General features: G+C 53.3%; 18 protein-coding genes. 16 read left to right on the top strand and 2 right to left on the bottom strand.

Features of this window, described 5'->3' with window-relative positions:
• The first annotated feature begins 22 nt into the window (after window positions 1–22).
• From FYJ52_RS06375 to FYJ52_RS06325, 11 genes are all read left to right on the top strand, one after another.
• Window positions 23–811 (top strand): MBL fold metallo-hydrolase, encoded by a 789-nt coding sequence (locus tag FYJ52_RS06375; RefSeq protein WP_154576395.1) that lies wholly within the window; start codon window positions 23–25, stop codon window positions 809–811.
• 34 nt (window positions 812–845) lie between these two features.
• Complete coding sequence (locus FYJ52_RS06370) at window positions 846–2018, top strand: S1C family serine protease (protein ID WP_154576394.1); 1173 nt, start codon at window positions 846–848, stop codon at window positions 2016–2018.
• Window positions 2019–2186: 168 nt separating this feature from the next.
• Window positions 2187–2747: a rubrerythrin gene (rbr, locus tag FYJ52_RS06365; RefSeq protein ID WP_154576393.1), complete on the top strand. Its 561-nt coding sequence runs from the start codon at window positions 2187–2189 to the stop codon at window positions 2745–2747.
• 175 nt (window positions 2748–2922) lie between these two features.
• On the top strand, window positions 2923–5118 hold the full coding sequence (locus FYJ52_RS06360) for an RICIN domain-containing protein (protein WP_154576392.1): 2196 nt from the start codon (window positions 2923–2925) through the stop codon (window positions 5116–5118).
• Window positions 5119–5213: 95 nt separating this feature from the next.
• Window positions 5214–6080, top strand: a complete 867-nt coding sequence (locus FYJ52_RS06355; RefSeq protein WP_154576391.1) for an HAD hydrolase family protein — start codon at window positions 5214–5216, stop codon at window positions 6078–6080.
• Window positions 6081–6091: 11 nt separating this feature from the next.
• A complete protein-coding gene (locus tag FYJ52_RS06350) occupies window positions 6092–6664 on the top strand; it encodes a cysteine hydrolase family protein (RefSeq protein ID WP_154576390.1) in 573 nt (190 codons plus the stop codon).
• Window positions 6665–6812: 148 nt separating this feature from the next.
• Entirely contained in the window at window positions 6813–7313 is a 501-nt protein-coding gene (locus FYJ52_RS06345) for a MarR family winged helix-turn-helix transcriptional regulator (RefSeq protein ID WP_154576389.1), read from the top strand.
• A 103-nt stretch (window positions 7314–7416) separates the two neighbouring features.
• Window positions 7417–8118: a Crp/Fnr family transcriptional regulator gene (locus FYJ52_RS06340; protein WP_154576388.1), complete on the top strand. Its 702-nt coding sequence runs from the start codon at window positions 7417–7419 to the stop codon at window positions 8116–8118.
• A 208-nt stretch (window positions 8119–8326) separates the two neighbouring features.
• Window positions 8327–9064 carry a pyruvate formate-lyase-activating protein gene (pflA, locus tag FYJ52_RS06335; RefSeq protein ID WP_154576387.1) on the top strand — a complete coding sequence of 246 codons (738 nt, stop codon included), beginning with the start codon at window positions 8327–8329 and terminating at the stop codon, window positions 9062–9064.
• 71 nt (window positions 9065–9135) lie between these two features.
• On the top strand, window positions 9136–11400 hold the full coding sequence (gene pflB, locus FYJ52_RS06330; protein WP_154576386.1) for a formate C-acetyltransferase: 2265 nt from the start codon (window positions 9136–9138) through the stop codon (window positions 11398–11400).
• Window positions 11401–11513: 113 nt separating this feature from the next.
• Complete coding sequence (locus FYJ52_RS06325; protein ID WP_154576385.1) at window positions 11514–12227, top strand: flavin reductase family protein; 714 nt, start codon at window positions 11514–11516, stop codon at window positions 12225–12227.
• 145 nt (window positions 12228–12372) lie between these two features.
• Here FYJ52_RS06325 and FYJ52_RS06320 read toward each other — a convergent pair whose 3' ends face one another.
• Window positions 12373–13206 (bottom strand): 5'-methylthioadenosine/adenosylhomocysteine nucleosidase, encoded by an 834-nt coding sequence (locus FYJ52_RS06320; RefSeq protein ID WP_154576384.1) that lies wholly within the window; start codon window positions 13204–13206, stop codon window positions 12373–12375.
• A gap of 136 nt (window positions 13207–13342) precedes the next feature.
• A complete protein-coding gene (locus tag FYJ52_RS06315) occupies window positions 13343–14035 on the bottom strand; it encodes a ferredoxin--NADP reductase (RefSeq protein ID WP_154576383.1) in 693 nt (230 codons plus the stop codon).
• Between the two features lie 147 nt (window positions 14036–14182).
• Here FYJ52_RS06315 and FYJ52_RS06310 point away from each other — a divergent pair, with 147 nt between their 5' ends.
• The 5 genes from FYJ52_RS06310 to FYJ52_RS06290 are packed head-to-tail and all read left to right on the top strand — an operon-like array spanning window position 14183 to window position 17461.
• Entirely contained in the window at window positions 14183–15184 is a 1002-nt protein-coding gene (locus FYJ52_RS06310) for an NYN domain-containing protein (RefSeq protein ID WP_235901557.1), read from the top strand.
• Window positions 15181–15582 carry a secondary thiamine-phosphate synthase enzyme YjbQ gene (locus tag FYJ52_RS06305; RefSeq protein WP_154576382.1) on the top strand — a complete coding sequence of 134 codons (402 nt, stop codon included), beginning with the start codon at window positions 15181–15183 and terminating at the stop codon, window positions 15580–15582. Before FYJ52_RS06310 ends, FYJ52_RS06305 begins: the two co-directional genes overlap by 4 nt.
• A gap of 20 nt (window positions 15583–15602) precedes the next feature.
• Window positions 15603–16562: a 3'-5' exoribonuclease YhaM family protein gene (locus FYJ52_RS06300; protein WP_154576381.1), complete on the top strand. Its 960-nt coding sequence runs from the start codon at window positions 15603–15605 to the stop codon at window positions 16560–16562.
• Window positions 16562–16891: an arsenic metallochaperone ArsD family protein gene (locus FYJ52_RS06295; RefSeq protein WP_154576380.1), complete on the top strand. Its 330-nt coding sequence runs from the start codon at window positions 16562–16564 to the stop codon at window positions 16889–16891. Before FYJ52_RS06300 ends, FYJ52_RS06295 begins: the two co-directional genes overlap by 1 nt.
• Window positions 16892–16900: 9 nt before the next feature.
• Window positions 16901–17461 (top strand): 4'-phosphopantetheinyl transferase family protein, encoded by a 561-nt coding sequence (locus FYJ52_RS06290; RefSeq protein ID WP_154576379.1) that lies wholly within the window; start codon window positions 16901–16903, stop codon window positions 17459–17461.
• Window positions 17462–17472: the final 11 nt, after the last annotated feature.

The following is a 17472-nucleotide window of genomic DNA, read 5'->3' as shown; positions in this document are numbered from 1 at the left end:
AAAAACGTTAGAGGCATTCATTATGAAATTTTGTAGTCTGTACAGCGGGTCATCAGGCAATTGCCTGTTTGTCTCCCATGGCGCAACCCGGCTCCTCGTCGACGCCGGTTTGTCAGGAAAGAAGATTGAACAGGGCCTGATGTCCATTGACGAGCTGCCGGCACAAATCGACGGCATTTTAATTACGCACGAGCACCGCGATCACATTCACGGCGCTGGCGTGCTGTCCCGCCGGTACGATTTGCCGATTTACGCCAACGCAGCCACCTGGGAAGCGATGGCGCCGGACATCGGCAAGATCGCCGGCCACAACATTCGCATGTTTGTAACCGGTGTGCCCTTCGCCATCGGCGATTTGGGGATTGCGACCTTCGGCATTTCCCACGATGCAGCTGATCCTGTTGGCTTTACTTTTGACAGCGGCGCCCACACGATTGGCATCGCCACTGACACGGGCATCGTCTCGCCGGAAATCGCCCAGGCGCTGGCGGGACGGGATCTGGTAGTGCTGGAGAGCAACCACGACGCAGGGATGCTTGAAACCGGCCCCTATCCTTACGCGCTGAAGCACCGCATTGCCGGAGACAAAGGGCATTTGTCCAACGACACCGCCGGCGAAATGGCTGTGAATCTCGCGGAAAGCGGCGTAAAACAGATTGTGCTGGCCCATTTGAGCCATGAGAACAATCTGCCGATTCTAGCCTATCAGACGACACAAAATTGTTTTAAACAGTCTGGCATTTCGGAAAAAGATACCCGGGTCGCCGTGGCCCGGCGCCACGAACGTTCCAGCATTTTTGATTTAGGATAATCGGTTTTGAACGAAAAATAAAAGGAGTTTTGAAATGACGAAGCATCGCAAAGATACACACCGCCCCATTGACACGTCTCCGGCATTTCAAAATGATCTTTTCCCGGAAGGCGATGAAAAGACGGCGGGCCTTCCGAAAAACATTGAGGGCGTCGGCCGTCAGCCCAGAATCGGCAACCACAGCCGGTCCTGGTGGTTCATGATGGATACTGTGATCATCGGGCTGGCACTCGTGATGGTTTTATTTACGGTTTATTCGCATCAGGGAATGATGCGCGATACAGCTTCAAAAGAGACGGCAGCCGAATCGGCAGATGAAGCGCGCTTGAAACAGGCGGCCGGTACCGTGGACGCTGCAGTCATGCGCGTGAACGTCGGCGCAGCATCCGGTACGGGCTTTGCCGTGACCACAGACGGCATGATCATGACGGCGGCTCATCTGGTCACTGCGGCTGGGGAGATTCAGGTTACCGATAAGAAAAAGAAGCGGCACAACGCCAGGCTGATCTGGTCGGACGCCGATTTAGATTTGGCGCTGATTAAAATTTCGGGGAGCCGCTTAAAACCGGCGCTTTTGTCCGACGATGATCAGTTTTACAAGGGTGAAACGGTGATGTGCCTTGGACGCAGCGGCAAGAAATACACGATGAACAAGACGACGATTTTGAATCCGGATGCCAATGTACCCACGGCTGACGGCAGCGGCTACGCCGTACGGGATTTAATTCAGCTCGATGCAACGTCGAAAAACAGTTTGGCTGGCAGTCCCCTTTGTGACAGTGAAGGGCAGATTATCGGGATGACGGTTAAAACCGACGCATCCGGCACTTACGCCCTTCCGGCTTATTCGCTTTCAACGGTGCTCGATCAAGTGATCATGACGGGAGCTTACGTGCCCCGCACAATTGGCATCACCGGCGAAAGTGCCGATCAATACAAGATGCGCACCGGAGAGACGGCGCCTTTTGATCACGGCATCGCCGTGTTATCCGTGGCGCCGGGATCGGGCGCGGAAAAGGCCGGCATCGCCGTGGGCGATGTGATCACTTCGGTGGACGGCAAGTCGGTGAACAATCCCCGGGAAATGGCGGCGACACTGGCTGATATGCATCCAGGCAGCAAGACGGCGCTGACGGTGCATCGGGCCGGCGCTAAAACAGGCAGCGCTGACGAACAGATTGAGGTTGAAGTCGCCGTTGCGCCTTGAAAGTTGACGTTCAAATCATAACAAATAATTAAAATTATCTCTGTTCTTTTTTTAGAACGACTCTAATTAACATTGACTCAATACCTGGAGTGCGATAAGATAAAGCTGTTCTCAATTTAAATGTGAGAATATATGCTTATAGATGAACCATCAAAGGAGGTTTTTACAATGGCAGATTTTTTAAGATGCAGAGCGGAAGAATTAAAGGGAACGAAGACTGAAAAAAATTTACAGGATGCCTTCGCAGGTGAATCCCAGGCACGCAATAAATATACGTATTTTGCAAGCAAGGCAAAGAGCGACGGCTATGTTCAGATTTCTGAATTGTTTACCGAAACCGCAAATAACGAAAAAGAACACGCTAAAATGTGGTACAAAATCCTTTACGGCGTTGGCGACACACCGGACAACCTGCAGTCAGCTGCAGACGGCGAAGCTTACGAATGGACAGAAATGTACCCGAGAATGGCAAAAGAAGCTGAAGAAGAAGGTTTTGACGATATCGCCCGCCTGTTCCGGATGGTCGCGGACATCGAAAAACATCACGAAGAACGCTATAAAAAACTGCTCAAGAACATTAATGACGGTGTCGTTTTCTCAAGAGACGGCGACCAGATTTGGCAGTGCGGCAACTGCGGCCATATTGTCGTCGGCCCGAAAGCACCGGAAATCTGCCCGGTCTGCGCACATCCGCAGAGCTATTTCAGAATTCAGGCTTTGAATTACTAATTTCGACTCCATTAGCTTCATGTGAAAACAGCGCTTCGGCGCTGTTTTTTTTACGCTTTTTGATATATACAATTTACTTTGTTTGGGTTACAATGATAGTAAACGATTAGCAACATTGTTTTTTCATAAGAAGAAATTTACGAACGGATAATATTCTTTGAAGAGGGAGGGATATATGAAGTTGAGGCAATGGAAATGGCTTTTTGCAGTATGCCTAATGGCCGGCGCTGTTTTTTTGATGAAACCCCAATCCGTGTTTGCGGCGGATGTGAACAAGGCGGCTGTCAATGCTCAGACACCTGCGAGGGTCGCTGCGGAGACGGTTCAAACGCCAAACGTAGCGACAACGGATCAGGCAAGTGCAGCGACTGTTGGGCAAGAAAAAGAAAATGTAGCTCAACAGCCTTCGAAAGTCGGATCAGAGCTGTCTGCGGAACCTGCATTATCATCATCACAGTCCGTGAAAAAAACTCAGGCAGCAGACGTTGAGAAGAATGTAAAAGCAGATTCGAATGCTGCAGGAAATGCGATACAGCACGCACAACCAGTGGCGCCCAAATACGTCAAGACCGTTGAAAACGGGACATACGTCATCGCGTCGAATCAAAATGGCTTCAAAGTGGTCGACGTTTCAGGCGGCAGTACACAGAGTAAGGCTAATATTCAGCTTTACGAAGCCAATGGGACGGATGCGCAGAAGTTTGATGTCAAATGGGTGGCGACCGATGATGAGGATGGCGGATATTATCTCATTGTTAACCGGAAATCAGGCAAAGTGATCGATATTTGCGGCGGTGCGGATACCAACGGGACGAACATCTGGCAGTACGATGGGAACGATACAGACGCTCAAAAATGGGAGATTCTTCCAACTGGGGATGGCGCATATTACATCCTTTCAAAAAAGAACGGTAAAGCGATTGATGTTCAGTACGGCAGCATGAAAAATGGTACGAACATCTGGCTGTACAGCCCAAACGGGACGAAAGCTCAGAAATTTAACTTTCTCAAGGCGGCCGACAGCATTGAGATTAAAGACGGTGTTTACACGATTATCTCCAAGCTCGATGACCAGAAAGCACTTGATATTTCCGGCGGTTCAATGAATTCTGGCGCCAATTTACAATTGTACAGTCAAAACGGGACGGATGCTCAGAAATTTATCATCACTAAAACAGGCAGTGCTTATCGTATTACGTCTTTGAATTCCGGAATGACACTGGATATTGCCGGCGGGTTAAAACAGTCTGGAACAAATGTGCGCCAGTATTTCAACAATAACACGGCAGCTCAGCGTTGGTTTTTGAGAAATACCGGCGACGGTACTTGCTATTTTGTGGCAGGCAATAACAGTGCGAACGTTTTGGATGTCAGTGGTGGACAAACGGCCAACGGCACTAATCTTTGGGTTTATGCGGCCAACGGCACAAATGCACAGAAATTTTATTTAAAAGCTGTCGTGTACAATCCGATAACCGGTGAGTTCGTCTTTCAAAATACTAATAATCGCTCAGCTGTGTTGGATATTCAGGGCGGTTCTCGAAAAATGCAGGCGAATCTAGAGCTCTACAGCTCAAATGGCACTTGTGCACAGAAATTTACGATTGTGAATCTTGGTAATGGATTTGTTAAAATTCGAAATGAAAAATCTCGTCATATGCTCGACGCGGCCGGCGGCGGAACAACGAATGGGACCAACGTGCAGCAGTATCGCGATAATGGGACAATGGCGCAGCGTTGGATCGTACATCAAAACGCAGATGGCAGCTATACCTTCATTAATGCTAACAGCAGTCTGGTTTTAGATGCGGCCGGTGGCAGAACCGGCAATGGCACGAATATTCAGCTGTACAGTTTCAATCATTCTAAGGCGCAGAAATTTGTTTTAGTCAAAACGAGCGGAACAGATTACGCGGCGATGGATTACGGCACGCAAGTGTACATTCATTTGGATGCAATGGATCGAAAAGCTCAGGGCTACACAAGCAGCACAGGTTATGCGATCCTTGTGGACTGTTCGAGGCATCTTGTTTCGATTTATACGGGGTATCAAAACCATTGGACGCGCATCCAGCGGTATTCCTGCGGCGACGGCAAGGCCAGCACGCCGACGAAAAAAGGCGTCTTTACAGTTGGCAGCAAACAGAGGTATTTTGGCAGCAGTTCTTATAGATGCTGGTACGCTACGCAGTTCAGCGGCAATTATCTCTTCCATTCGGTTTTGTATTATCCGGCAAATACGCCGTCAAGGGTCAAAGACGGAACACTGGGCAGAGGCGTTTCCCATGGCTGCGTCCGGCTTGCACTCAATCATGCCAAATGGATTTACGATAACATTCCAAGAAATACACGAGTAGTCGTATACAGTTAATGAAATAGATGATGATTTGAAAACAGCGCTTCGGCGCTGTTTTTATTTTGGCAAAAATTTTTGAAATCCCGCGTTAAATCGGCTAAGATAGACCCATGAAAACAGAAAACTCGAAAATATTATTCTTTGATGTGGACGGTACCCTGGTCAATTTTCACAAGGTACTGCCTGACTCAGCGCGGCGTGCGCTGAAAGCGGCGCAGCGAGCCGGCCACAAGCTGGTGCTCTGCACCGGGCGCAGCGAAGCGGAGGTGTATCCGTTTCTGATGGATTTCGGCTTTGACGGCTACATTTTCGGCTCTGGCGCACACGTGATGGCAGGCGGAAAAGAAATTGGCCGGCACGTTTTTGGCGCAGAACGGATGCAGCGGGTCATGACGATGTTAAACCGCGGCAACGTGCCGATGCTGATTCAGATGGCGCACGTCGGCATCATCTCCCCCAACGCGCTGGAATCCTTTCGGCGCTACCGCCTGTTTCAGGTGAATGCACAGGAATCGGTCTACGATGTGATCACGCGGGCTATCGGCGAAATCGAGGTTGATGTGGCCCGGGGGCTTTACGCTGACCATTACCCTGACGCCGATATGGTAGTCTACACCGGGGCGCCTTTTACCCGGGACGAATTTGGCGATTGGCTCGCGCCGGTGAACCTGCGCGTGACCGCCAGCAGCCTGGAGCCAGGGGATCCCAGCGCCGGCGAAATCACCCGAATCGGTGTCGATAAAGGCACCGCCATCGACGAGCTCATCGCAGCCGTCGGCGCAGATCGCTCCGATACCATCGCTTTTGGAGACGGCCCCAACGATCTCGAGATGCTCGAAACAGCCGGGACCAGTGTCGTCATGGGCAACGGCGTTGCGGAGGCCAAGGCCCTCGCCGATTGGGTGACCGACGATATCGACGACGACGGAATCGCCAAGGCGATGGTACACCTCGGACTGATTCCGTCGGATTTTTGAGGGGATAGCTGATGCGAAAAGAAGATCTAATTCTCGTCATCGACATGCAGAACGTTTACCGGGAAGGTCAGGAATGGGCCTGCCGGGATTTCGACGGCGCAGCGGCGCGGACGTGTGACATCGCTGAAGCTGCGGATCAAATGGGCGCTGAGCTGATGGTCACGGCCTTTCTTCCGCCGGCATTACCTGAAGGGGATTGGCAGCATTACAATGAGAAATACGCGGCGATCAACGCCGACCCGTGGCTGAATGCGCTGGCCGATGAGATCGTGCCCTTGGCGCAAACACACCCCTATTGCCCCAAATCGACTTACAGCGCCCTCGACCATCCGTCGGTTCGGGCGGCAGCGTTGCGCGCGCGGGAGCGGGGCGGGCGCGTCGTTCTGACCGGCGTAGTCGCCGAATGCTGTGTGCTGTGGACAGCCTGTGCGGCCATTGATCTCGGCTGCCACGTCCTCTATTTGACCGACGCGGTCTCGGGGCTGGATCGGTCGAAGGAAGCGGCGTCAGAACTGGTGCTCTCCGGTCTTGCCCCGCTTCAGTGTGAACTGATGAGCGCCGGCGATTATTTATCTGAAACTTAAGCGAAGATAAAGCAGAGATGGGTTAAGTCCCATGCTTTGTTAAATCACACTGGAAAGTTTGACCCGGTCAAGCATTTGTGATATAAACATAGATGATTAGCGATTGTTTTATAAAAGTTTATACAAACAGAAAGGACTTAATCAATCTATGAAATTAGAAGCACAGGACGTGCCGGATCCTCTAGAGACGGCAGATTTAAACGCGGAAGTTTTCAGCGACACGGTTCATGAAATTTGTGATTTTAACGAATTTTACACGGTGTACATGGGCATGCTCAACGACGGCTATCTGGATTCGGGATTTTCGATCACCGAATGCCGAACGCTGTTCGAGCTGAAGAAACGAGACGGATGCCGGCTGAACGAACTGGCCGACGCGATGTATGTCGATCAGGGGTACATGAGCCGGATCATCAAACGTTTCCGAAAAAAGGGACTGGTGTCCCGGGAACCCTGCGCAGGGGACGGCCGGGCCTATTCCCTGCGGCTGACTGAAAAGGGCCAGAGCGTCGTCGAAGAATTGGCTTCGATGATGGACAGCCGGGTCAGCTCTCAGATTGAAGGGCTGAGCACCGACGATTGCCAAAAGCTGAAATCAGCGATGGGCATGATCACCCATCTGCTCTCCCCTAGTTTAGCGGAAGCGTAAACCGCGGCTACAATTTGACAGATCTCGAGGATGTTCCTCGGGGTCTGTTTTTTTATGCGTGCTTTAAAAGTCAGTCCATTCTGTTGATTGAAAGGAGGGCGACATGTCTGCCCATAAATGTCAATGTCCGTACACGGATCAGCGTCGTTTCTGTATTTCCCATATCCGTTTGTTTGAGCGGCTGCCGATGGCCATTCAAGGCCAGCTCGTCGCCCGGTCGGTGCATTCTGCCCACGCCCGGGGCAGTGCGCTGGTTCGGGAGGGCGATCCCATTGATTCGGTGCTCATTATTCAGCGCGGCAAGGTTAAAATTGCCAGCACCGACGCCTCAGGCGAGGAGCATATTCTCGATGTCCTTCACGACGGACAGGCCATTTGGCACGGGATCTTTCTGAAAGATCACATTTACCATTACGATGTGATCTGTCTCGAACCGGTGTCCCTCTGTGAAATTCCCCGGGACGCGCTGACCGACGTGCTCGAACGCCATCCTGAGACGGTGGTCCACCTGATCGAGATGCTCTCTACAGAACTTGACGAGGCCGAAAAGAAAGTCATCATTTTGTCGATTCGGGACCCGCGCCGGCGCATCGGCCAGTTTCTGCTCTATCGGGACGCGCGGTGCCTCGACCGGGACGTCGAGCTGAAGCTTGAGGATATCGCCTCGTCGGTCAATCTCCGGGTCGAGACCGTGAGCCGCCATTTGACGCAGTTGGAGCGGGACGGTTATATTCGGCGAATGGGCCGCGGGAAACTGCGGGTTTTAGATCGTCAGGCCCTGTCAGCCTATGTGGAAACCGAATGAGATTCGATTGCACAACAATGAAAACAGGACGATACGAGAAAAATTTTGCACAAAAAAATAAAATTTTGCTTTTTATTTGATTTCAATCAAAGAATGAACTCGATGAAGGTGTTACATTAGGGGTGTCTTAAAGATGAGACATCCCAAAAAAGTGCCTGTCTGAAAGACAAGCACTTTTTTTAATTTAGAAAATGAAGGAGGCGGCGATATGGCAGAGCTACAAGGCAGGATTCATTCCATCGAAACCTTCGGTTCGGTAGACGGGCCGGGCATCCGGTTTGTGATTTTTGTTCAGGGTTGTGCGATGCGATGCCGCTTCTGTCACAACGCGGACACCTGGGACTGCAGCGGCGGCACGCTGCGCACCCCTGAGGATTTAATCGCCCAGGCCAAGCGCTACCGGCCCTATTGGGGCACCGACGGCGGCATCACCGTTTCAGGCGGCGAACCGCTGCTGCAGATTGATTTTCTGTTGGCACTGTTTAAACTGGCGAAGGCCGAAGGCATCCACACCGCGATCGACACCGCGGGGCAGCCCTTCACTGACCACGGCCCCTGGTACGACAAGTTTGTTGAATTGATGGGGCTCACCGATCTCGTGATTGCAGACATCAAGACAATGGACGCAGATCATCACAAGTGGCTCACCGGCGTGTCCAACGCCAACATCCATCAGATGCTCAAGACAGTTTCAGATTTCGGGGTGCCGCTGTGGATCAGGCAAGTGCTGGTGCCCGGGGTTACCGACGATCCCGAGGGACTGAAGGCGGAGCGGGCCTTTATCGATACATTGAAAACAGTCGAAAAAGTTGAGGTGCTCCCCTACCACACCATGGGGGCTTACAAATGGGAAGCCCTCGGGCGGGTTTACCCCCTCGAAGGTGTCAAACCGCCAACACCGGAGCAGGTGCAGGCGGCCGAGGCGATCCTCGTGCCAGGAAAATAAGACACAGACGATGCATATAAAAGCTCAAGCAGATTCAAATGGTTTAGGTTTTTGTGAAAAGGAGAATTAAAATGGCAAACGCATGGCGCAATTTTGAAGGCAATTTGTGGCAGGAAGACATTGACGTCCGGGATTTCATTCAGAACAATTACACCCCCTACGACGGCGATGAATCTTTCCTCGAAGGTCCCACGGACGCGACCACTGAACTCTGGAATCAGGTTCAGGCCCTTCAGAAGGAAGAACGGGCCAAGGGCGGCGTGCTCGATTGTGAAACAGAAGTGGTCTCAGGTCTGACCGCTTACGGTCCGGGCTACATTGGCGCTGACACCAAAGGCCTTGAAAAAGTCGTCGGGCTGCAGACGGATAAGCCTTTGAAACGGGCCTTCATGCCTTACGGCGGTTACAAAATGGCGAAGGAAGCCGCTGAAACGTACGGCTATCAGATCAATCCGAAATACGATCAAATTTTTGGCGAATACCACAAGACCCACAACCAGGCGGTCTTCGATGCTTATACGCCGGAAATGCGCCGCGCCCGCCACGCGCACATCGTCACCGGGCTGCCGGATACCTACGGCCGCGGCCGAATCGTCGGCGACTACCGCCGCGTGGCCCTTTACGGCGTCGATTATCTGATTGACAAGAAAGAAGAAGACAAGCTCAACTGCGGCGACGGCACGATGACTGACGATGTTGTCCGTCTGCGCGAAGAAATCACCGATCAAATCAACGCTCTCAAGGAACTGAAGGCGATGGCTGAAATTTACGGCTACGATATTTCGAAACCGGCTGTCAATGCCCGCGAAGCGGTGCAGTGGCTGTACTTCGGCTATCTCGGTGCGGTCAAAACGCAAAACGGTGCGGCCATGTCTGTCGGGCGCATCTCCACCTTCCTCGACATCTACATCGATCGGGATTTAAAAGAAGGGACACTGACGGAAAGCGAAGCTCAGGAACTCATCGACCACTTGGTCATGAAGTTCAGAATGGTGAAATTTGCCCGGATCCCGAGCTACAACGAATTGTTCTCCGGTGATCCGGTCTGGGCGACCCTGGAAATGGCCGGCACGGGTCTGGACGGCCGCTCCATGGTCACGAAGAACGATTACCGCTTCCTCCATACTTTGGAAAACATGGGGCCGGCGCCGGAACCCAATTTGACGGTGCTCTACTCCCCGCGTCTGCCGGAAGCCTTTAAACGCTACGCCGCGAAGATTTCGATTACCACTTCGGCCATTCAATACGAAAACGACGATGTCATGAAACCGTTCTGGGGCGATGACTACAGCATCTGCTGCTGCGTCTCAGCGACTCAGACCGGCAAGGAAATGCAATTCTTCGGCGCGCGTGCAAACCTGGCTAAGGCGCTGCTCTACGCGATCAACGGCGGCAAGGACGAAAAATTCAAAAACAAAGACGGTTCGCCGATGCAGGTCGGTCCGGAATACGCGCCGATCACCTCAGACGTTCTCGACTACGCAGAAGTGGCGCACAAATACGACCAGATGCTCGACTGGTTGGCCGGGCTGTACGTCAATATTCTGAACCTGATCCAGTACATGCACGATAAATACTACTACGAAGCGGAAGAAATGGCATTGATCGACACCGACGTGCGCCGCACCTTTGCCACCGGCATCGCAGGCTTCTCCCACGTGGTCGATTCCCTGTCGGCGATCAAATACGCGAAGGTGACCGCCATTCGCGACGCATATGGCGTGACGACGGACTTCAAGGTTGAAGGAGACTTCCCGCGCTACGGCAACGACGACCCCAGAGCGGACGCCATCGCGGTCAAGCTGCTCCATTCCTTCCTGGATAAGATTAAGAAACACCACACCTACCGCAATTCAGAACCGACGACGTCAATTCTGACCATCACCTCCAACGTCGTCTACGGCAAGGCGACGGGTGCGCTGCCGGACGGCCGCGCAGCGTTCACTCCGTTCTCACCAGGGGCCAACCCGTCATACGGTGCCGAACAAAACGGTCTGCTGGCGTCGCTGAATTCAGTCGCCAAGGTGCCGTACAAATACGCCCTCGACGGCATCTCCAACACCCAGACGATTCATCCGGACGCTTTGGGCCACGATGACGCCGAACGCAAGGGCAAGATGGTCAACGTGCTCGATGGCTACTTCAGCCAGGGCGCCCATCATCTGAACGTCAACGTCTTCGGACTCGACAAACTCAAGGACGCGATGGAACATCCGGAAAAACCGGAATACGCGAACTTCACGATCCGTGTCAGCGGCTACGCGGTGAAATTCATCGACCTGACTCGAGAACAGCAGCTGGACGTCATTGCGAGAAACGCCCATCACGCACTGTAAGGAAGAATAAGAGAGAGCACCACGGAATTTGGGACGGCTTGCAGCCGTCCCTTTTTTTCGTTATGATAAAATCAATTCAACACAACGAAAAACGCGTCAAAGGAGATAGAAGAATGGCAAGGGAATATTGGAAACCAGCAAACCTGCTTTACCCGATCCCGGCGGTGTTGGTGAGCGCAGTGGACGCAGAAGGGCGGTCCAACGTGATGACGGCGGCTTGGGCCGGGACGGTGTGCTCCGATCCGGTGATGGTGTCGGTGTCGATTCGGAAATCGCGATACACCCACGAATTGATCAGTAGCTCCGGCGAGTTTGTCCTCTCGCTGACAACGGAGGATTTGGCGCGGGCGGCCGATTACTGCGGGGTGAAATCAGGTCGGGATGTGGATAAATTTGCGGCAATGCACCTCCACCCAAGCCCGTCGCGGATTGTGAAGGCGCCAGGTGTCGCCGAGAGTCCGGTCTGTCTCGAGTGCAAGGTGACCCGGGTGCTCGAGCTGGGCTCCCACGACATGTTTGTCGCCGAGGTCGTGTCCACCGATGTGGACCCGCAGTATTTAGACGAGAAAGGCCGATTTGATCTGGATCGGGCCCATCTCATCGCCTATTCTCACGGCGGGTATTTCGCCCTGGGCGACTGCCTTGGGCGTTTCGGCTATTCGGTGAGAAAGGCGAAGCCTCTGGGCGAAAAGGCCCGCGCTCAAAAGAAGCGGCATGCCGCCGCATCCAAGCATAAGGCAAAATCACGCACCAAAGGCACCCGCCGCCGCAAGGCAAAAAACGCAAAACGCAAAACTCAAAAGCGCAAGCACAGTTATCCCCATTGATATCCACTTTTCCACAAATTTGCCGGTTGTCATTTTTTTGAGTTTGTGGGCTGAGCGGCTTTACTGTGAAGGCGGCCGAGGGCGTAAAAAAAATGGCATCGTCATTTTGACAGATGACGGTGCCATTTTTATGCAGTGAAGATTTTTACTCCGCCATCGCGAGCATTCGGCACACGAGGGTGAAGCTGTGGCGGATGGCCAGAGGCAGGAATTCGTCGTAGGTCAGCGTCGGTGCGTCTTTGTCGGCGTTGTCCGAAATCGCGCGGATGATGACAAAGGGCACATCGTTCAGCGCGGCAGCATGAGCGATGGCCGCGCCTTCCATTTCGACAGCGGCCGGCTTAAAGGTGTTCTGAATCGCGTTCGCCCGGGGACCGCCGGCGATAAACTGGTCGCCGCTGGCGATGCGCCCGACACTGAATTTGGCACCGTCCATTTCATCCTGGCAGGCTTCGTATGCTCGTGCGGCCAGATCGATTAAGGACGTCGCCGCCTGGAAATCCCAAACCGGCAGATCCGGAATTTCACCCGGGGCAAACCCGCGTACGGTCACGTCGAAGTCGTGCTGGACGGCATCCGAGGAGACGACGATATCCCCTTGGTGGATGTCGTCAGCCGTCGTGCCGGCGACACCGACGTTGATCAGCGCGTCAATGGGGAAATGGGAACACAGCGCCTGGGCACAGACCGCGGCATTCACCTTCCCGACGCCGCACTGGACGAGCACCACCGACTGGCCGCAGAGGGTGCCTTCGGTGAACGTCAGCCCCGAGATGACCGTTGTCTGCCGAATATCCATGGCTTCTCGGAAGGGCGCGGTCTCCTCTTCCATTGGGCAGATCAGCCCGAACAGCGGCATCGTCTTGTCGTCACTTTGGATCGCCTTGTGCATCCCTTTAATAAACCCAACGCCCGCGCCAATCGCCGCGCCGGCGCCGAGGGCAATGCCGCCGATTACTTTTGCTGGATTTTTTTTCATACTTTTCTCCTTTAATTTTAGTGATGGTCCTGATGATCGCAGGATCCTTTGGATTTTAAATCAAATGGCGGATAAACGCAAACAAGGGGGCGGCTGCCCCCTTGTGCCGATCGCGTGCCGAAAGGTTGGCGCGGGATCAATATCCTCTGAAATCGTCCGTAACGATGCGGTCCGCCGCAACGCCGAGACCGGTTAATGTTTCAGCGAAGGCCTTGTTCATGCCTGGCGAACCGGCAATCAGGTATTCGGCATCGCTGCCGTTGGCTTTTGCGTAGGCGTTGACCCCATCGGTAAAGGCGTCGCGGTTCGAGATCAGCTGTAGGTCGACGTTAGGCAGTGTGCTCCGGACTTCATCCCAGAACGAACCGTAGGCAAATTCGCCGCGGTCGTCGGAATAAAGGACCGTCACTTTTTTCGACGTGTCGCGGCGGGCGGCCATGTCTTTGAGCAGCGAGCGGATCGGGGTGATGCCGATCCCGCCGGCGATGACCAGCGCACGGTCCGTCGTGTCATGGAAGGTGTAGCTGCCAAGGGCGTTGGCGACGAGCATGACGTCGCCGGGCTTCACCCGGTTCAGCAGAATGTCCTTGAAATCTGAATGGGGTTCAGCGATGCGCGTTGTGAACATCAGAAAACCGTCTGCCGGTGCCGAAGCAATTGTGAAAACACGGCCGGGTTTTTCGTCGGGATTGACGGTGTAATCCTGGAAACGCCAAAGTGCGTGCTGGCCTGCCGTCCAGGTGTAGCCGTCCGGAATCTCGAGCAAGTAGCTGTACGTGTCAGAGGTTTCTTTCACAATTTGCGAGATTGAGGTTGGATAAAGTTTCATCATAGCCCTCCCATTTTTTTAGATCATTATAAAAGAGAATCCTTAATAAACAGCTATAACAGAAATTGCAGACAATTTGGAAAGATATGGTAAAATAGAAACATCTGAAATTAAAATCAAAACATCAATCAAATAGAAAGGAGCCCCATGGATATCAGACATTACGAAGCAATGGGCGCCGAGGATCTGCGCTTTGCCATTCTCATCGACGGTGACAACATTTCAGCGAAGTACATCGAGGGCATCTTAAACGAAATGGCCAATTACGGTGTGGCGACCTACAAGCGGATTTACGGCGACTGGACGAGTCCGGGCTCGGCCAAATGGCGTGATGAACTCCTCTCGAAATCCATCACGCCGATTCAGCAGTTCGCCAACGTCACCGGGAAGAACGCCACCGACTCCGCCTTGATCATCGACGCGATGGACATTCTTTACGGCGGCATGGTCGACGGGTTCTGCATCGTGTCCAGCGATTCTGACTTTACCCGGCTGGCCAGCCGCCTTCGGGAATCAGGGATGCGGGTCATCGGCATGGGCGAAGACAAGACGCCCCGCTCGTTTAGAAACGCCTGCACCAAATTCATCAGCCTTGAAAATATTCTCGACACCTACGAACAGGAAATCGACGAGCCCATCGCGTCGGCAGACCGCAATGCGGACAAAGTCGACCGCCGCACCCCGCGAAAATCCGTCGAGAACACCATTGCCAACATCATTACTGAGAATGCCAACAAGGGCAAGGCCACCGGCCTCGGCGAAGTGGGCAGCCGGCTCAACAACAAATACCCGGATTTCGACGTCCGAGACTACGGCTATTCCCTGCTGTCTAAATTTTTAGAAGAATCCAGCCGTTTCACCGTGAATAAGACGGGGCGCTCACAAACCGTCGCCCTCGCTGAAGGAGACGGCACCGAGCGCCAAGTGACCGCTTACATTGTCGGAAAAGTGAAAGGCGCCGGCCGAAACGGCATTGAGCTCGGTTATCTCGGCAATCTCGTGCACACGAATTTCCCGGGATTCAGCTGGAAAGACAAAGGTTATTCGAAATTCTCGAAATTTGTTCAGCATATCCGCCCCGTCGACATCGTCGATGACAGCCACGGCAGCCGGGCGGTGATCCGCAAAGCGAGAGGAGATAAAAAATGAAAATCGTAAAGAAAACCATCCGTACGACGGCGCACACCCAGATGCTCGACATTACGAATACCGTTGCGGAAGCGGTCAAAGAGGCAGGCATCACGGATGGTCTCGCCGTTGTCTGGATCCCGCATACGACAGCCGCAGTGACGGTCAACGAAAACACCGACCCGAACGTGTGTCTGGATATTTCCCGGGAAATAAATAAAATTGTCCCCTGGGAAGATGACTACCGTCATCTCGAGGGCAATTCGGCCGCTCATCTGAAATCGTCACTATTTGGCGTTTCCCAGACGATTCTCGTCGAAGACGGGAAATTGGCGCTGGGTACATGGCAGGGCGTGTATTTTACGGAATTTGACGGTCCGCGGACCCGACAGGTCTGTATCAAGATCGTCGAAGGCTAATGGATTGAGAAAGAGAGATTATGCAGAATATAGATTTATCTAAAGTAAAAAAAGGCGACAACCTGCTGGGATATTTGTTCATCAAATCCCAGACGGTCAAAACCTCGGCCAACGGCAGCCGGTATTTCAACATGACGCTGACTGACCGCAATTTTAATGGCATCAACGCCAAAATGTGGGATGTTAAGCCCGTAGACGAAGACGAATTTGTCGAAGGGACGTTGGTGAAGATCAAAGCCAAGGTCCAGGAATACAACAACAGCTTGCAGATCATCGTGAATCGGATGCGCCTGACCAACGAAGGCGACGACGTCAATATCAATGACTTTGTCGAATCGGCGCCAGCGGATATTCAGAGCATGTACAACGATTTGATCGACACGATCAACGATTTTAAAAACAGCGATCTCAAAAAACTTGTCGGTGCCATGATTCAGGACAAGCGCGAAGCTTTGATGTATTTTCCGGCGGCCAAGCGGATGCACCACGCCTACAAGGGCGGGCTGCTTTTCCACACCTGGTCGATGCTCCGGGATGCCAAGGCGCTGGCCCCGCTCTACCCCTTCCTCGACGCCGATCTGCTCTACGCCGGCGTCATGCTCCACGACCTCGGCAAATCCGTCGAGATGCTTTCCGATCCCAATGGGTCGGTTTCGGATTACTCTAAAGAAGGCAAGCTCCTCGGCCACATCATCACCGGTGTCGTCGCTATCGACGAATACGGCAGAAAGCTCGGCACTGATCCCGAACTGGTCCTCCAGCTCAAGCATATGGTCTTGTCCCATCACTACGAACCCGAATACGGTTCGCCGACGAAGCCCATGTTCGCTGAAGCCGAAATGCTGCACTATCTGGATGTGATCGACGCCCGCATGAATACGATGGAAAAAATTCAGGCCAACACCAAGCCGGGCGGTTTCTCCGAAAAAGTCTGGGGGCTCGAGGGCATTCAGGTTTACCACCGGCCGGACGACAAGTGATGATTCGAAAGGTCATTTGGATCGACGCTCTGGACGAAGGGAGCGATCCCGTTGAAGAAACTCGCCTGACTCTTTTGCTCGAGCGGCTCGAAAAGGCCGGCATTGACGTCGAGCGCTGGGATGCGCTGAGCATTCCGGAGGGTCTGAGGATCGACCCCAGTACGCTTCCGGCGTTGATGATCGACCGTGAGGTGAAATGCGCGGGAATATATCCGACAGCGGAAGAATGGCGCAAATGGATTGATTTTGATGCGCTGCCCCGCAGTTGCGGCTGTGCAGCAGGCGGCTGTTCCGGCTGCCCGGGAAGCGCGGTGTGTCACGGAGCATAAAAAAGAAAAATGGACATTCAAGTATACATGACAGAACGAAAACGCATGCGCCATGAGGTGCGGGCTTACGCGGAATATCTGCTTAAGACCGTGTACAAGCGCAGCGATCCGATTCGAATTGGCAAATTTGGCAAGCCGGAACTCATTCAAACAGGGGCGCCGCTGTATTTCAACGGTGCCGATTCCGGCGCGTGGGTGGTTTGCGCCTTTGCAGACCGCCCGATCGGCGTCGATCTCGAGCAGGTCAAAGCAGATAGGCGCATCCTCGGCGTAGCCAGGCGGATGTTTGGAGACGCCGAAGCGGACGCCCTCGAAAAGGTGCCCATCCGCCGGCGCAGCCGCGTTTTTGCCGAGGGGTGGGCCAAGCGGGAGGCTGTGATGAAGTGGAGCGGCCGCGGGTTTAACCTGCCGATGTCTGCGATCAAGATCGACGGCGACATCCCTTATGGACCAGATCTGCCCGTCGGTCTCGCTTTGTTTGCGATTCCCGGGTTTGACAGCCGGCGGTACGCGGCGTGGATTTGCGGCCAATATAAAGAAAAACCCCGAATCACATTGATTCGGGATTGAGAAGCCAAAAA

This window comes from Pseudoramibacter porci (assembly GCF_009696145.1).
Classification (GTDB): domain Bacteria; phylum Bacillota; class Clostridia; order Eubacteriales; family Eubacteriaceae; genus Pseudoramibacter; species Pseudoramibacter porci.
This window is presented reverse-complemented; position numbering and strand designations above follow the sequence as displayed.

Coding starts and splice junctions, on each gene's coding strand:
- FYJ52_RS06375 (WP_154576395.1), top strand. CDS start 23: ATGAAATTTTGTAGTCTGTACAGCGGGTCATCAGGCAATTGCCTGTTT.
- FYJ52_RS06370 (WP_154576394.1), top strand. CDS start 846: ATGACGAAGCATCGCAAAGATACACACCGCCCCATTGACACGTCTCCG.
- rbr (WP_154576393.1), top strand. CDS start 2,187: ATGGCAGATTTTTTAAGATGCAGAGCGGAAGAATTAAAGGGAACGAAG.
- FYJ52_RS06360 (WP_154576392.1), top strand. CDS start 2,923: ATGAAGTTGAGGCAATGGAAATGGCTTTTTGCAGTATGCCTAATGGCC.
- FYJ52_RS06355 (WP_154576391.1), top strand. CDS start 5,214: ATGAAAACAGAAAACTCGAAAATATTATTCTTTGATGTGGACGGTACC.
- FYJ52_RS06350 (WP_154576390.1), top strand. CDS start 6,092: ATGCGAAAAGAAGATCTAATTCTCGTCATCGACATGCAGAACGTTTAC.
- FYJ52_RS06345 (WP_154576389.1), top strand. CDS start 6,813: ATGAAATTAGAAGCACAGGACGTGCCGGATCCTCTAGAGACGGCAGAT.
- FYJ52_RS06340 (WP_154576388.1), top strand. CDS start 7,417: ATGTCTGCCCATAAATGTCAATGTCCGTACACGGATCAGCGTCGTTTC.
- pflA (WP_154576387.1), top strand. CDS start 8,327: ATGGCAGAGCTACAAGGCAGGATTCATTCCATCGAAACCTTCGGTTCG.
- pflB (WP_154576386.1), top strand. CDS start 9,136: ATGGCAAACGCATGGCGCAATTTTGAAGGCAATTTGTGGCAGGAAGAC.
- FYJ52_RS06325 (WP_154576385.1), top strand. CDS start 11,514: ATGGCAAGGGAATATTGGAAACCAGCAAACCTGCTTTACCCGATCCCG.
- FYJ52_RS06320 (WP_154576384.1), bottom strand. CDS start 13,206: ATGAAAAAAAATCCAGCAAAAGTAATCGGCGGCATTGCCCTCGGCGCC.
- FYJ52_RS06315 (WP_154576383.1), bottom strand. CDS start 14,035: ATGAAACTTTATCCAACCTCAATCTCGCAAATTGTGAAAGAAACCTCT.
- FYJ52_RS06310 (WP_235901557.1), top strand. CDS start 14,183: ATGGATATCAGACATTACGAAGCAATGGGCGCCGAGGATCTGCGCTTT.
- FYJ52_RS06305 (WP_154576382.1), top strand. CDS start 15,181: ATGAAAATCGTAAAGAAAACCATCCGTACGACGGCGCACACCCAGATG.
- FYJ52_RS06300 (WP_154576381.1), top strand. CDS start 15,603: ATGCAGAATATAGATTTATCTAAAGTAAAAAAAGGCGACAACCTGCTG.
- FYJ52_RS06295 (WP_154576380.1), top strand. CDS start 16,562: ATGATTCGAAAGGTCATTTGGATCGACGCTCTGGACGAAGGGAGCGAT.
- FYJ52_RS06290 (WP_154576379.1), top strand. CDS start 16,901: ATGGACATTCAAGTATACATGACAGAACGAAAACGCATGCGCCATGAG.